General features: G+C 63.3%; 13 protein-coding genes. 10 read left to right on the top strand and 3 right to left on the bottom strand.

Features of this window, described 5'->3' with window-relative positions; all coding sequences use genetic code 11:
- The first annotated feature begins 99 nt into the window (after window positions 1–99).
- The 7 genes from ADIAG_RS10320 (at window position 100) to ADIAG_RS20200 (ending at window position 6,695) form a co-directional block, all read left to right on the top strand.
- Window positions 100–1,464 carry an aromatic ring-hydroxylating oxygenase subunit alpha gene (locus ADIAG_RS10320; RefSeq protein WP_007271299.1) on the top strand — a complete coding sequence of 455 codons (1,365 nt, stop codon included), beginning with the start codon at window positions 100–102 and terminating at the stop codon, window positions 1,462–1,464.
- Between the two features lie 64 nt (window positions 1,465–1,528).
- On the top strand, window positions 1,529–1,873 hold the full coding sequence (locus ADIAG_RS10315) for a bifunctional 3-phenylpropionate/cinnamic acid dioxygenase ferredoxin subunit (protein WP_007271298.1): 345 nt from the start codon (window positions 1,529–1,531) through the stop codon (window positions 1,871–1,873).
- Window positions 1,874–1,924: 51 nt separating this feature from the next.
- Entirely contained in the window at window positions 1,925–3,136 is a 1,212-nt protein-coding gene (locus ADIAG_RS10310; RefSeq protein ID WP_007271297.1) for an NAD(P)/FAD-dependent oxidoreductase, read from the top strand.
- Window positions 3,137–3,174: 38 nt separating this feature from the next.
- Window positions 3,175–3,720, top strand: coding sequence for an aromatic-ring-hydroxylating dioxygenase subunit beta (locus ADIAG_RS10305; RefSeq protein ID WP_007271296.1), 546 nt, complete (start codon window positions 3,175–3,177; stop codon window positions 3,718–3,720).
- A 67-nt stretch (window positions 3,721–3,787) separates the two neighbouring features.
- The gene (locus ADIAG_RS10300; RefSeq protein ID WP_007271295.1) at window positions 3,788–4,636 is read left to right on the top strand and encodes an SDR family NAD(P)-dependent oxidoreductase; all 849 of its coding nucleotides are present in this window, start codon (window positions 3,788–3,790) and stop codon (window positions 4,634–4,636) included.
- On the top strand, window positions 4,633–6,225 hold the full coding sequence (locus ADIAG_RS10295) for an AMP-binding protein (RefSeq protein WP_007271294.1): 1,593 nt from the start codon (window positions 4,633–4,635) through the stop codon (window positions 6,223–6,225). The genes ADIAG_RS10300 and ADIAG_RS10295 overlap by 4 nt, the downstream gene beginning before the upstream one ends.
- Window positions 6,225–6,695 (top strand): hypothetical protein, encoded by a 471-nt coding sequence (locus ADIAG_RS20200; protein ID WP_007271293.1) that lies wholly within the window; start codon window positions 6,225–6,227, stop codon window positions 6,693–6,695. The genes ADIAG_RS10295 and ADIAG_RS20200 overlap by 1 nt, the downstream gene beginning before the upstream one ends.
- Before the next feature lie 80 nt (window positions 6,696–6,775).
- Here the strand turns inward: ADIAG_RS20200 and ADIAG_RS10285 are convergent, their stop codons facing one another.
- Window positions 6,776–7,585, bottom strand: coding sequence for an IclR family transcriptional regulator (locus ADIAG_RS10285; protein WP_007271292.1), 810 nt, complete (start codon window positions 7,583–7,585; stop codon window positions 6,776–6,778).
- A gap of 129 nt (window positions 7,586–7,714) precedes the next feature.
- Between ADIAG_RS10285 and ADIAG_RS10280 the strand changes: the two genes are divergently transcribed.
- Window positions 7,715–8,284, top strand: a complete 570-nt coding sequence (locus ADIAG_RS10280) for a helix-turn-helix domain-containing protein (RefSeq protein ID WP_007271291.1) — start codon at window positions 7,715–7,717, stop codon at window positions 8,282–8,284.
- A gap of 24 nt (window positions 8,285–8,308) precedes the next feature.
- On the opposite strand, the gene ADIAG_RS10275 is transcribed toward ADIAG_RS10280, so the two are convergent.
- Both ADIAG_RS10275 and ADIAG_RS10270 read right to left on the bottom strand, forming a co-directional pair.
- Window positions 8,309–8,773, bottom strand: a complete 465-nt coding sequence (locus tag ADIAG_RS10275) for a PaaI family thioesterase (protein ID WP_007271290.1) — start codon at window positions 8,771–8,773, stop codon at window positions 8,309–8,311.
- Between the two features lie 182 nt (window positions 8,774–8,955).
- Window positions 8,956–9,816: an alpha/beta fold hydrolase gene (locus ADIAG_RS10270; RefSeq protein ID WP_007271289.1), complete on the bottom strand. Its 861-nt coding sequence runs from the start codon at window positions 9,814–9,816 to the stop codon at window positions 8,956–8,958.
- 419 nt (window positions 9,817–10,235) lie between these two features.
- Here ADIAG_RS10270 and ADIAG_RS10265 point away from each other — a divergent pair, with 419 nt between their 5' ends.
- Window positions 10,236–12,158, top strand: coding sequence for a BCCT family transporter (locus tag ADIAG_RS10265; RefSeq protein WP_007271288.1), 1,923 nt, complete (start codon window positions 10,236–10,238; stop codon window positions 12,156–12,158).
- A gap of 244 nt (window positions 12,159–12,402) precedes the next feature.
- Window positions 12,403–13,614 (top strand): NAD(P)/FAD-dependent oxidoreductase, encoded by a 1,212-nt coding sequence (locus tag ADIAG_RS10260; protein ID WP_007271287.1) that lies wholly within the window; start codon window positions 12,403–12,405, stop codon window positions 13,612–13,614.
- Window positions 13,615–13,674: the final 60 nt, after the last annotated feature.

Genomic DNA, 13,674 nt, shown 5'->3' with positions numbered 1-13,674 from the left:
GGACATTGGTGCTTTGTGCCCGACTCCGGTGTGATAGAGGTCAAGACCACATCCCCAATGATCCGTCGGGCGGCGAGCGCCCAGGAGGAAACGATCCACATGAGCACCACGGAACACTGCCCCTCTGAGGCGAACGCAGCCATCGGCAAGATGCGCGGCCCCGAACACGGCCCGAAGAACATCGATGTCTCGGCCTTGGTCGACACCGAGGGCGGACTCATCGACCGGTCCATCTACACCGACCCGGGGATTTACGATCAGGAAATGCGTCGCATCTTCGCCCGCAGCTGGCTCTTCTTGGCACACACCAGCCAGTTCAAGAAGCCCGGCGACTTTTTCACTACCTTCATGGGCCAAGACCCGGTGATCGTCACCATGGATAAGACCAAGACGATCCGCGCGTACCTGAACTCCTGCCGCCACCGCGGAGTGCGGCTGTGCCGTGCCGACGCCGGCGCCACCAAGATGTTCACCTGCACCTACCACGGCTGGTCCTTCGACCTGGCCGGTGCGCTGAAGACGGTACCCAACGAGAAGGCCTACCCGGAAGACTTCGACAAGAAGGACTGGTCCCTGATCGAGGTGCCGCGCCTGTCCGAGTACAAGGGCCTGCTCTTCGCCAACTGGGACAAGGACGCCGAGGACCTTGAAGATACCCTGGGCGATATGCGTTACTACATGGACGCGATGCTGGACCGCGATCCCGAAGGTACCGAGGTCATGGGCGGGGTGATGAAGTGGGAGCTGGAAGGGAACTGGAAGCTCGCCGCCGAACAATTCGCCACCGACTGGTACCACGTGAACATGTCCCACGCTTCGGCGCTGATGGTCATGTCCCCGACGGGCAAGGGCCCCAAGACCGAGATTGTTGCGACCCCCGGGCGCCAATATGTCTCGCCCAACGGGCATGGGGCAGGTTTCCCCACGCACCCCAAATCCCGCTTCGATGCCCAGGCCGTGCACGAGCACTACGATTACGAGGCCTTGCGCGAACGCCTCGGCGATGCGGCGGTGGAGGGCCCGATGACCACCGGCCACGCCACAGTCTTCCCCTCGTTCTCCTACCTGCCGGTCAACGGCTCGATCCGCATCTGGCATCCCAAGGGACCTAACAAGATCGAGGTCTGGGCCTGGATCCTGGTGGACAAGTCGATGCCCGACGACGTCAAGGACGCCCAGCGTCTCTACAACCTGCGCACCTTCGGCCCCTCGGGCATCTTTGAAGCCGACGACGGAGAGAACTGGTCCGAGATCCAGGCGATCTCCGATGGTTTTATCACCAACTCGGTCCCGCTGAACTTCCAGATGGGCATCGGCTCGGAAAAGGAAGACGGTGTCTACCCCGGTCAGACCTCCGAACTGTATTCCGACGCCGCGGGCCGAAGCTTCTACAAGCACTGGAGCAAGCTGATGAACACCCCGGCCTGGCACGAGCACCCCGCGCCGGCCCCTGCAGGCGAATAAGCCTGCGATCCGGCAGGTACTGCCGGTAACCACCAGAAGACTTCCACGTCAGGAGAACACCGCCATGAGCGAAGCAATCAACATCGGCACCATTGACGACATCGACGAGGGCGAAGCACGGGTCATCCCCGCCGAAGAAAACGGCACCGACCAGGACATCGCCGTCTTCCACGCCGAAGACGGAAACTTCTACGCCCTTGATGACACCTGCACGCACGAAACCGCATCGCTGGCCGACGGCTGGATCGAAGGCACCGAAGTCGAATGCCCGGTGCACTCGGCTAAGTTCTGCCTGAAATCGGGTACCGCGTTGTGCATGCCGGCCACCATCGCTGCGCGCACCCACAAGGTCGAGGTCTCCGGCCAAGATGTGCTGCTCTACCCAGCCGTCAGCGTCGTCGACGCCTAAATCCGCATCTTCACTATTCTTCCCGCGCACCAGAATCCCAAGGAATAATCGATGAGCATCGAATCAGTTTTGATCATCGGCGGCGGCCTGTCCGGCTTCACCACCGCCAAGGAACTACGCGAGCGCGGCTTCGCCGGGATGCTGTCCATCATCGATCCGGAGGGCATGCCCTATGACCGCCCGCCGCTGAGCAAGGACTACCTGGCCGGCTCCAAGGATGCCACCGGCATTGCGCTGGCCCCGGCCAGCTGGTACGAAGAAAACCATGTCACTATCGTCACCGGCACGGTGGCAGCACTGGACCCCGACGCCGGCACCGCAACGTTGAAAGACGGCCGTGTGTTGGCCGCGGACCGCTTGGTATTGGCCACCGGTGGAAAGGCCCGCCGACTATCGATCCCCGGCGGGGACCTACCCGGGGTGCTGGAACTGCGCACCAAAAACGATGCCGACCGCCTGCGGAGCCTGTTGGCACCCGGGGTCCGGCTGGCCATCGTCGGCGCCGGGCTAATCGGTGCGGAAACCGCCTCATCGGCCCGCGGCTTCGGTGCGGAGGTCACGCTCGTGGATCCCGTGGAAATCCCGTTGGTGCCGGTGATCGGCGAAGTGTTGGCCACGCGCCTGCACGCCATGCACGCCGAACACCAGGTGCGCACCGTGACAGGGATTCCGGAGGAAATCACCCACGACGCACGGGGCTACCGTCTGGCCTTGTCCACCGGGGAAACCATCGAGGCCGATGTGGTGTTGGTGGGCATCGGCATCACCGCCGCCACCGAACTGGCCGAAGCAGCCGGACTGGACACCGACAACGGGGTATTGGTGGACGAACGCGGTGCCACCTCGCACCCACGAGTCTTCGCCGTGGGGGACTCCGCCCGCACCCGGCTGGCCGACGGCACGTTACTGCGCCGCGCCGAGCACTGGGAACACGCCATGAACGCCGGTAGCTCGGCGGCCGCCGCGATCCTGGAACAGGATCTGCCGGTGCACGGAGCCTCCTGGTTCTGGTCGGACCGGCACGGGGTGCACGTCGAAGGCGTGGGCTCGATGCATGGGGAAGGCGAACACATTGTGCGGATGCTCGACGGGGTGCCGATCGCAGCCTTCCGCCTTGACGAGGCGGGCCTGATGCTGGGGGCCGCGGCCATCGACGGCGGCCTGACCGTGCGGGCTGCCCGGCGGATCATCGACCGCCTGATCAAGGTCGATGCGCTTGCCCTGGCCGACCCGGCCACCCCGCTGAAGAAATTGGCCCGCTAGCAGCACGCGGCCACGATGAGAAGAGAAACGGAAACATCATGACCCAGGAAACAGACACCGAGTTCCAGGTGCGTCTGGCCGACGCCGAACTCACCCATGCCGTGGCACAGTTCTATTTCTACGAGGCCGAACTGCTCGATGACGGGCGCTTTGCCGACTGGCTGGAGATCTTCGACGAAGACCTCTTCTATTTTGCCCCGCTGCGCACCAACCGGCTTCGCCGCCAGGCGGCCCTGTCCATCGGGCAGCCCGGAGAAGCCGCGTACTTCGACGAAACCAAGGATTCCTTGGCCTGGCGCATCCGCCGATACGACTCGGGCATGGCCTGGGCCGAGGATCCGCCCTCGCGCACCCGTCACCTCATTTCCAACGTGATGGTGCGGCACACCGGGGAGAACGAGCTCACCGTGCGTTGCGCCTTCCTGGTCTACCGCAACCGCCTGCAGACCGAAACGGACATCTATGCAGGCGGGCGTACCGACGTGATCAGGATGCAGCCCGATGGCGGCTTCAAGGTGGCCACACGCGAGATCCTCTTCGACGCGAACGTGTTGCAGGCCAAGAACCTGTCCACCTTCTTCTAACCCGGCGTCCGCCACGCTCGGCACCCGTCCCTAAAATTCTATGAAAGAACACGAGAGTGAGCAGATCATGAGCACCACGGCAGCAGGCTGGCTCGAGGGCAACGTCGCACTGATCACCGGAGGAGGCTCCGGCATCGGACGTGCGGTGGCCGAGCGATACCTCGCCGAAGGAGCCAGCGTGGCGATCTTCGGCCGGGATGCGCAGAAGTTGCAGGCGGTCGTTGACGCCTCCGCCGACCCGTCGCGGATGATGGCCATCGCCGGTGACGTACGCGATGCCGATGCATTGGCAGCCGCCGTTGCGGAGGTGGTGTCGCGTTTCGGGAAACTTGACACCGTGGTGCCCAACGCGGGGATTTGGGACTTCAACCGCTCCTTGACCAGGCTTTCGGCCCAGGAGCTTGGTGACAGCTTCGACGAACTCTTCGAGATCAATGTCAAGGGATATCTGCTCACCGTCCAGGCAGCATGGAAGGAACTGGTCGCGGCTAATGGATCGGTTGTCATGACCCTGTCCAACGCATCCTTCCATCCCGCCGGCGGCGGACCGGTCTACACGGCAGCAAAATTCGCTGCCCGCGGCCTGGTCACGCAGCTTGCCTACGAGCTCGCGCCCAAGGTCCGGGTCAACGGGGTGGCCGTGGGCGGGATGGACACCGACCTGCGCGGACCGGGCTCCACGGGTCTGGAAGACCGCAAGATCTCCGAGTCGTTTGCGCGCTCGGAAATCACCGGGAACAACCCGCTGATCCCGCTGCACCACGCCTCGGTCGATCCGGTGGACTTCACTGGCTCATACGTCCTACTGGCTTCGGCAGCCAACGCGGGAAACATTACCGGCGCCATCATCCCAGCGGACGGCGGCATTGCCGTACGTGGGTTCGGCGCTCAATCAGCTGGAGGAGATAACCTGTGAGCTTCATCGACCGCAACCCAGTGGTTGGCCTCGAGCGCCAAACCATATATTTCCCCGAACAGCTGCTGCTCACCTACGAGGGACGGACGTGGAACAACGCCGAGTTTTTCGCCGAGGTCCGCGAACAAGCCACGGCATTGCACGCCGCCGAGGTGAAGCCCGGGGACCGTGTGGTGTATTTGGGCCTGAACTCGGTCTCCTTCATGCGCACCATGTTCGCCTGTTGGTGGCTCGGAGCGGTATTTGTCCCCCTGAATTTCCGTCTGGCGCCCCGCGAAATCGCCGGACTGCTGGAACAAAGCGCCCCGCGGGTGCTCCTGGTGGAACCCGGACACCTGGAGACCATCGAGACCATGCTCGGCTACCCGGACGTTGAAATCGGCGACATGGTCCTGCTGCTCATCGACGACGACCACGCCATCGAGAACCCCTCCGCCATCGACGCACCGTGGACCCCCGCATCGACGTGGATCGCCGAACATGTAGCGGACGCCGCCGACCCCGCCGTCCAGGGTGCCGACGAGGATGACCTGGCAATCCTCATGTTCACCTCCGGTACCACCGGAAAGCCCAAGGGCGTGGAACTGTCCTACGGCAATATCTGGTGGAACTCCGTGAACGTGGATTCGTTGGTGGACACCCGCCGCGGGGACACCAACCTCGCGGTAGCACCGCTCTTCCACATTGGCGGGCTCAACGCCCTCACCATCAGGGTCATGGTTCGTGGTGGACATGTGGTGGTCCGGCGCACCTTCGATCCCCGGCAAGCATTGAAAGACATCGAAGAATACCAAGTCAACCAGGCGTTCTTGGTGCCAGCGATGCTCTCGGCGATGGCCCAAACCGACGAGTTCGCCGATTCCAAGATCGAGTCACTGCGCGCCCTGATCTGCGCCGGCGCCCCGGTACCCACCATTCTGCTGCGTCAGTACCAGGCCAAAGGTGTGGAAGTGCAGCAGGCTTGGGGGTTGACCGAGACCGCTCCCTTCGCCACGTATCTTCCGGCCGAGCTGACTCATCAGCGTCCGGGCTCCTGCGGGGTGCCGATGCCGTTCACGCAGATCAAGGTCGTTGATCCGCTGACCTCCATCGATGTCGAAGAATCCGGGCAAACCGGTGAGCTGTGGGTCAAGGGACCCAACGTCACCCGGCGATACTGGAACAATCCCAAGGCCACGGAGGACGCCTTCAGCGATGGGTGGTTCCGTTCCGGAGACATTGGTTATCGAGACGCCGACGGTTTCCTTTACGTGGTCGACCGGCTCAAGGACATGATCATCACCGGAGGCGAGAACGTATACCCGGCCGAGGTCGAACGTGCCCTGATGGAATACCCCGGGGCACTGGATGTGGCGGTGGTAGGAGTGGCCGATGACCAGTGGGGAGAAGCCGTGGTCGCGGTGCTGAGTTGTGTCGATGGCACCGTGCCGAGCATCGAGGACGTGCGAGAATTCTCCGCCGGGTTGCTGGCCCGCTATAAGCTTCCTAAGCGGCTCATCCTCACCGGTTCGGTACCGCGCAACGGGTCCGGGAAACTGGACAAGGCAGCGGTTCGGCTGCTGGCCAATAAAACCTTGGAGGTCAAGTAATGTCCGATCATCACCACGACGATGTCGACTTGCTCAAATGGCCCGACGCGTTGGGCCCTGAATGGACCTGCGAGCCCGTGGCAGCAGGACTGGGCGGCGGAACCGCGCTTGCCATAGGGCACGAGGGAAACCACGTGGCCACGGTGGGTGTGAAGCGGATCGTTGAATCCGAATTTGCCGCCACCTACCCTTCGGGGCTGCGCGACAGGCTGTTAGTTCCCGAGGAGGGAGCCCCGGCCGAAGCGATCCAGTTGGCTTCGGAATTCGTCATGTCACAGGACCCCGCGTGCCGTCGTTTGGTCGTGGCGTGCGAGGAAGAGGACCTGAAAGCCATTGGCGTCGCCGAGGCAGCCGGGTACAGATTTGTCGTGGACGTTGATCTGAATCGAGGATCATTTGCGTTGCTGACGGCCGAACCAGCGTGGGTTCTGGAAGAATCGCGGAACATCGACGAGGTCCCCACCGTCTAGATACTGTCTCGACAGCAGAAGGGGTATCGCCCGGGACGATTGCGCCCCGGGCGATACCCCTTCTGGTTCGTTAAGAGTTTCTAGACTGTTTGTGCGTGGCGAAGCTGCTGGCGTTGGCGTGCGCTGACCGCGGCGACGGCGCGTGAGGCCGCGTAGCAGACCTTGCGCAGTACCTCGGACTGCGAGTCGGGGATGAATTTCCCGGTGGGCCCGGAAATCGACAAGGCTGCCACTGGCTTTCCTCCGGGTCCCATGACCGGGGCTGCAATGCAATTAAGCCCCATCAGGATTTCCTCCCGATCGTAGCCCACATGATCCTTGCGAATCGTGGCCAGTTCGCTCCGGAGTGCCTCCGGATCCGTGAGGGTGTGCGGTGTCCACGCCGGGAGCTCGCCGCGCAGGACCTCATCGGCGTTCGTGGAGTCGAAGGCCAGCAACACCTTTCCCACCGCGGTGCAGTAGGCAGGCGCCTGACCGCCGATCCGGGAGGGGCTGCGCACCTGCAGGTGCCCATAAAGCTTGTTGAGATAAACGACGTTGGAGCCCTGCAGGACCGCCAGATGGACGGTCTGTTTGGTCAATTCGTAGAGGTCGGCGAGGTAGGGCGTGAGCGCGTCGCGCATCCGCCCGTGCGCGGCCGACTCCTGGGTGTCTCCGAGGTTCAGGATCATCTTGCCTAAGCGGTAGGCGTTTCCTGCTCGCTCCACCGCACCGTTTCGCTGCAGCATCCCCAGCAGACGGAAGGCCGTTGACTTGGATAAATCCGCGCGGCGGGCCAGCTCGCTGACGCCGACACCACCCACCGAGTCCTGGCCGAAGGCGTTGAGTAGCGACATGGCCTTATCTACTGCGGTACGGTCGTCGCGTTGCGGCACCGGGCTCGGGGACATTGTGGGAAACCTCCAAGATCGCGGCCCGGATGAGAATACTTGCGAGTTTCCGGGCGTGCTACTAGTGTCACGGGGAAAAAGAAGTAAGTCAAACATGACAATTTGTCAGTTATAAGTGACGATTGAATCATGGCGACAAACCACGTGATTTCACGGAATATCCAGCGCATCAGAATGGAACGGGAGCTTTCGCTCGGGGAACTGGCCCGCCGGGCGGGCGTCTCCAAGCAGACCCTGTCCAAGATTGAACAGGGCCAGGGGAACCCCACCATCGGCACGCTCGAGGAAGTGGCTCGTGCCCTAAGTATTCGTATCGGCGGACTGCTCACCGAGTGGGGATCGCCCGTGCTCATGCGTCGCAAGGCCGACGGGTCGTGGAGCACCAAACCCCAGGGGCCCACCCGGGAGCTCGACCAGATCTATGGTTCAGGCTATGTACGCACCCAACTGCTGGCTGTCGAGGTGCCGCTAGAAAGCGCCAAGGGCGCTACCTTGAGTACCGGCTCGCTTCACCAGGTCTATGTCATTGAAGGACCAGCGGATATCCGTTACGGAACCGAAATTGTGCGGCTCTTCGAAGGCGATTTCTTGCGTTTCCCTGCCGATGTCGAGCACGCCTTCGGCGCCCTCGAGGCCAAGGCGTTGCTGCACATCACCAGCACAGCGCCACACGTGGCGCAGTTTGCTTCCAAAGGTTGACCGCCGCCGGTACGGCCTCGGTTGTTAGGATCCGGTTCGTTCCTCGGCGCGGGTGTACTGTCCGGGGATTTCCAAGACCGCCAGTGTGCATCGCGATATGCACACGAGCTTGTGGTCTTCGTTGGTGATCCGGATTTCCCACACATGGGTCTTGCGCCCAAGGTGAACGGGGCTGGCGGTTCCCTGAACCCACTGCCCCGAAATGCCGGCACGCAAGTGGTTGGCGTTGATTTCCTGACCGACCACATGGAAACGTGAGTCGTCCACCGCCAGCGATCCTGCCCACGAGGCCAAAGTCTCGGCGAAGGCCACGGAAGCCCCGCCGTGCAATACCCCGGCAGGTTGGATCGTCTGCTCGTTGACCGGCATCCGACCGGTCAGCGTATTCTCGGTGAACGAGGTGATTTCGATGCCTAGTGCCGCATTCAACGTGCCTTTGCCCTTGTCGTTGAGGTCCTGGACATCGATGTTGTGCGACCAAATCTGCATGTTGATTTACTCCCGTGGTGGTGCTCTTGGTGGCGAGACCGCTTTCGGTCGGCCAGAGGATATTCCTCAGTTTAGGGGTGTGTGTCTGGCGGGGGCAGGGGTCATGCCGTTGGCCGGAACACGGAAGCCCCGCCGGTCCTTGTCGGGACCTGCGGGGCTTCGCTGATGGTGATATGTCGGGGCTACTTGGCCATGTGTTGTGCGAGGTATGACTTGATGACCTGGTTGAACTCGCTGGCACGTTCAACCTGCGACCAGTGGCCGCACTGGTTGAAAATGTGAGCGTCGGCGGTGGGGATGACTCCCTGCAATTCGTGGGTACGGGTCACCGGAATGACGACGTCCTGCATGCCGTGGATCAGGAGCACCGGGATCTCGAGCTTGCCCAGGACCTCGAAATCCAGCGGGAGGGCATCGCGGTCGCGGTCGCGTGCGGTGACAACGTCGACCAGGCGGTCCGATGCGGTGTCGTTCAGGGCCGAGGCGTAACGCAGGGACACCAGCTCGTCGGTGACCAGAGCCTTGTCCACGACGAACTGCTCGAGGGTGCGGCGGATGCCGGCCTCGGAGAGCTCGGGCTTAGCATGTCCGGAGAGAGCTGCGGTCTTCTTGGCTCCGCCGGTGCCCATGGAGACGATACCGAGCAGACGCTCGGGGAAGTCAATGGCGAACTGCATGGCGACCCAGCCGCCGATGGAGTTTCCCACGATCCAGGTCTTCTCGATGCCCAGGGCGTCCAGGACGCGGACCGCGTGGCGGACCCATTCCTTGATGCCGTATTCGATGCCCTCGGGCACGACGGTCTGGCCGTAGCCGACCGAGTCGATGGCGATGCAGCGGCCGGCCTCTGCCAGTTCCGGCAGGTTCAGCCACCAGTTGGCGGCGGCGGTGACGCCGGTGCCGGAGCCGTGCAGGAACAGCAGCGGGGTGCCCTCGCCAAGCTCGTGGTAGTGGGTGAGTTCGCCCTCGGCCGTTTCCAGCCACTTGTCTTCGAGCCCGAAGAAGGCATCGGTTGTGTAATCGGGAATCTGGGTGACGGTCATCGTGAAACTCCTGCGAAAATCGGTGAATCGGAAGATGGATTAGATCCACCCTAGACGCGCGTCAGCTCGGCTGGGGATGGTCCGTGCCAAGGTGCGGCACGAAGTGGATGAGGCAGAAGCCGCGTCACCCATATAAGAGATGCGATTAGGCAACAAGAGTTTGCATGAGTGCAAAAATCCGTGCCCGAACCCGGCGCCTCCCAGCGTCCTGTCGCCTGGGCAGGCCCGTCCCGGAGCGTGGATGGTGCTGCCGGGCATGGGCCCGAGGTGGAAGGTGCCCCGGCGCGAGCCGCCCGGCGGCGAGCATTCCAGGGAAAACTTGCAGGGCGTGAGCTGCCTCACGTTGTGTTACGTTCTAGGGAAAGTCTCCACGCGTTGGCAGCCCGAGCGCTACCCAACACGACGAAAGAGGTACTGAAATGTCTTCCTCGTCCACAGACCGGCGAACAGCCTCGCCGCCCCGGTCCAAGATCCTGAAGCCGGTCTTCATTCCGGCGTCCATCGTGATTATCTCGTTGCTGCTGATCACGGTGGTCCTCAGCAGGGTGGCCGGCGACGAGCTTGAGGAGGCCACGAGCAAGCTCAATTCCATCATCTCCAACGGCGTCGGCTGGTGGTACGTCATCGTCGTAAACGTCTTCCTGGCGTTCGCGATCTACTTTGCCGTCTCGAAGATCGGGCGCATCCGGCTCGGGCGCGACGACGAGAAGCCCGAATTCGGAATCGTCTCCTGGTTCTTGATGCTCTTCAGCGCCGGCATGGGCATCGGTCTGGTGTTCTTCTCTGTGGCCGAACCGATGAGCCACTACATCACCCCTCCGCTCGGTGTCGAAGGGGAAACGACCGAAGCAATCAACACCTCGTTTGGCTCCGTGATGCTGCACTGGGGGCTGCACCCGTGGGCGATCTACTCGATCGTCGGCCTCGGCCTTGCCTACATGTCCTTCCGCCGTGGCCGTCCGCTGGCGGTGCGCTGGCTGCTTGAGCCGCTGCTGGGCCGTGAGCGCATCGAAGGGTGGATCGGGCACGCTATCGACACGGTCGCCATCGTCGGCACGCTCTTCGGCATCGCGACTTCGTTCGGTTTCGGCGTCAGCCAGATCATCGGCGGGTTCGAATTCCTCGGTTGGGCGGAGTCCTCAAACTGGCTGATTATCGTCATCATCACCCTCATCACCACGATCGCGGTATGGTCGGTGGTCTCCGGCGTGCACAAGGGCCTGAAGTGGCTCTCGAACATCAATATGTCCGTCGCGGCGCTGCTCGCCCTCGCCGTGTTCGTCCTGGGCCCGACGATCTTCCTGCTCAAGGCGTTCCCCGAGAACTTGGGCAACTACCTGAACTTCCTGCCCGAGATCATGTTCCACGTCGGGCCGTTCTCGACCGACGGCTGGGAGGCCGACTGGACGATCTTCTACTGGGGCTGGTGGGTCAGCTGGGCGCCGTTTGTGGGCATGTTCATTGCCCGGATTTCCCGCGGCCGCACGATCCGTCAGTTCATCCTCGGCGTGCTGGTGGCCCCGACGATGGTGAGCCTGGTCTGGTTCACGATCTTCGGCGACTCCGCGATTCTGTTCCAGCGCGAGGGCACTGTCAATATGGTCACAGACGGGGCGGTGGACTCCACGACGGCGCTGTTCGCGTTCTTCGATGCGTTCCCGTTCGCGACAGTGCTCAGCGTCATTGCCATGATCGTTGTCGTTTTCTTCTTCGTCACCTCCTCGGACTCCGGATCGCTGGTGATCGACATGCTCGCCAGCGGCGGCAGCACCGATACACCCAAATCCACCCGCATCTACTGGGCCGTGCTGGAAGGGGTCGCGGCGGCCGTGCTGCTGGTGGTTGGCGGCAGCGCCGCACTGACCGCCCTGCAGACGCTCTCGATCTCGACGGCGGCGCCGTTCTCGATCATCCTCCTGTTGGCCTGCATCTCGCTGACGCGGGCCTTCCGCCACGACGTGGCCACGATGCCCAACTACATGGAGGTCACCGCTACCACCGCCCCCGAGATGCGGCCCGACCCGGAGCACGCCACGAGCCGGCGGATACTGCGCGGCATCGGGGGCACCACGACGTCGCTCTCCGGGTTCAGCGAGGGGGAGCGTCGATCGAAATCCGAGCCGGCGGAGCCGAATCAAGTCATCACCTTCCGCAATGTTGACCCCGAGGCCACGAGCGTGGATCCGCGGACCGGGGCCATCCAGATCAATGGCGAGCACAAGGACCCCCTCGCCGGACAGACCTTCGATACGCCGGAGTTCGAGTCCTCGCAGGAGTACCTCGACCAGGGCGGCGAGCCACCGGCACAGGAGGAGGACGACGAGGTGAAGCCCACGGTCTGACCTCGCCGAAATCCCTGCCGTACGCCGGTGGGGCCCGGATCCTTATCCGGGCCCCACCGGTGTTCCCATGCCCCGCCCGGTGGCGCCGCTTGGTGAGCACCGCGAATATTTGGCGGTGCCTGAGGCGGGACCGCGACTTTGTGCGGAAGCCTGTCAGCGCGGGATAATGGGAGCAAGACCCCGGGTGCTTGCTCCCATAGACCACGCGCCCATTCATTTATCAACGGATCGGCAACATCCCCCCATGAGCATTGAATCGATTCTGGTCATCGGCGGTGGCCTAGCCGGATTCACGGTTGCGCAGAACCTGCGTGCCCGTGGCTATGCCGGAGCGCTGAGCATCATCGACCCCGCAGGGATCCCCTACGACAGGCCTCCATTGAGCAAGGCCTACCTGCTGGGTCAGAAGGACACCGCGGGGATCGCACTTGCCCCGGCCGAATGGTACGCAGAGCACCGCGTCGAGTTGATCCGCGGCACGGTGCGGAAGCTGGATACCGAGTACCTAGGCGTAGAGCTCGCGGATGGGCGGCGAGTGCATGCCGATCGGCTGGTATTGGCCACCGGCGGTTCACCCCGCCCGCTGCCGATCCCCGGCGGAGACCTGGAAACCGTGCTCGCCCTGCGCAACAAGGAGGATGCAGATGTCCTGCGGGAAAAGACCACCCCAGGAATGCGCCTGGTCATCGTCGGCGCCGGGCTGATCGGTGCGGAGGTGGCATCCTCGGCCCGGACCCTCGGCGCGGAAGTTACCCTGATCGACCCGGTTGACCCGCCGTTGGTCCCCGCCGTCGGCCAGGCCCTGGCTCGCCGGCTGCATGCCATGCATCTGGATGCCGGAATCACCCTGGTCCATGGGACCCCGGTGGACATCTCCAAGACCACCCACGGTCATAGCCTCATCCTCGATGACGGCCGAAGCATCGACTGCGACGAGGTGCTGGTGGGTATTGGCATCGTACCCAATACCGCGCTCGCCCAGGCGGCCGGACTGGAAACCGAGAACGGGATGCTCGTCGATGAAAACCAACGCACATCGAACCCGCTGATTTATGCCGTCGGTGACATGGCCCGCACCAGGAACCCTGATGGGTCACTGGAGCGCCGCGGGGAGCACTGGGAATACGCCATGAACACCGGTGCCACGGCTGCCGCAGCCATCCTGGAGCAGGAACTTCCGGTGCATGGAGCCTCGTGGTTCTGGTCCGACCGCCACGGGACCCACGTCGAGGGCGTGGGGGACATGAATGGGGTTGGCGCCACGGTGCTGCGCCTGGCCGGCGAAGATCCGATCGCCGCGTTCCACCTGGCCGAAGACGGGCGGATGCTCGGAGCGGCGTCCATCGACGGGGGATTGACCATCCGGGCAGCACGCCGCATCATCGACCGGGGCATCATTGTTCCTCCCGAATCGCTCGCCGATCCTGGAATCGCGCTGAAGAAACTCGCTCGCTAGAAAGTAGGCCTGTCCCCTTGCCCCGGTGGCTGGACAGGAGTCAGACTGAGGGGAAAGACC

It is taken from the genome of Paeniglutamicibacter gangotriensis Lz1y (genome assembly GCF_000348945.1).
GTDB classification, from domain to species: Bacteria; Actinomycetota; Actinomycetes; order Actinomycetales; family Micrococcaceae; genus Paeniglutamicibacter; species Paeniglutamicibacter gangotriensis.
Note: the sequence above shows the minus strand (reverse complement) of the source record. Positions and strands in the feature narration are given on the sequence as shown.

Bases quoted from the DNA above. Each gene is read 5' to 3' on its own strand.
- ADIAG_RS10300 (WP_007271295.1), top strand. From the start codon at position 3,788: ATGAGCACCACGGCAGCAGGCTGGCTCGAGGGCAACGTCGCACTGATC.
- ADIAG_RS10265 (WP_007271288.1), top strand. From the start codon at position 10,236: ATGTCTTCCTCGTCCACAGACCGGCGAACAGCCTCGCCGCCCCGGTCC.
- ADIAG_RS10315 (WP_007271298.1), top strand. From the start codon at position 1,529: ATGAGCGAAGCAATCAACATCGGCACCATTGACGACATCGACGAGGGC.
- ADIAG_RS10305 (WP_007271296.1), top strand. From the start codon at position 3,175: ATGACCCAGGAAACAGACACCGAGTTCCAGGTGCGTCTGGCCGACGCC.
- ADIAG_RS10285 (WP_007271292.1), bottom strand. From the start codon at position 7,585: ATGTCCCCGAGCCCGGTGCCGCAACGCGACGACCGTACCGCAGTAGAT.
- ADIAG_RS10310 (WP_007271297.1), top strand. From the start codon at position 1,925: ATGAGCATCGAATCAGTTTTGATCATCGGCGGCGGCCTGTCCGGCTTC.
- ADIAG_RS20200 (WP_007271293.1), top strand. From the start codon at position 6,225: ATGTCCGATCATCACCACGACGATGTCGACTTGCTCAAATGGCCCGAC.
- ADIAG_RS10280 (WP_007271291.1), top strand. From the start codon at position 7,715: ATGGCGACAAACCACGTGATTTCACGGAATATCCAGCGCATCAGAATG.
- ADIAG_RS10275 (WP_007271290.1), bottom strand. From the start codon at position 8,773: ATGCAGATTTGGTCGCACAACATCGATGTCCAGGACCTCAACGACAAG.
- ADIAG_RS10270 (WP_007271289.1), bottom strand. From the start codon at position 9,816: ATGACCGTCACCCAGATTCCCGATTACACAACCGATGCCTTCTTCGGG.
- ADIAG_RS10320 (WP_007271299.1), top strand. From the start codon at position 100: ATGAGCACCACGGAACACTGCCCCTCTGAGGCGAACGCAGCCATCGGC.
- ADIAG_RS10260 (WP_007271287.1), top strand. From the start codon at position 12,403: ATGAGCATTGAATCGATTCTGGTCATCGGCGGTGGCCTAGCCGGATTC.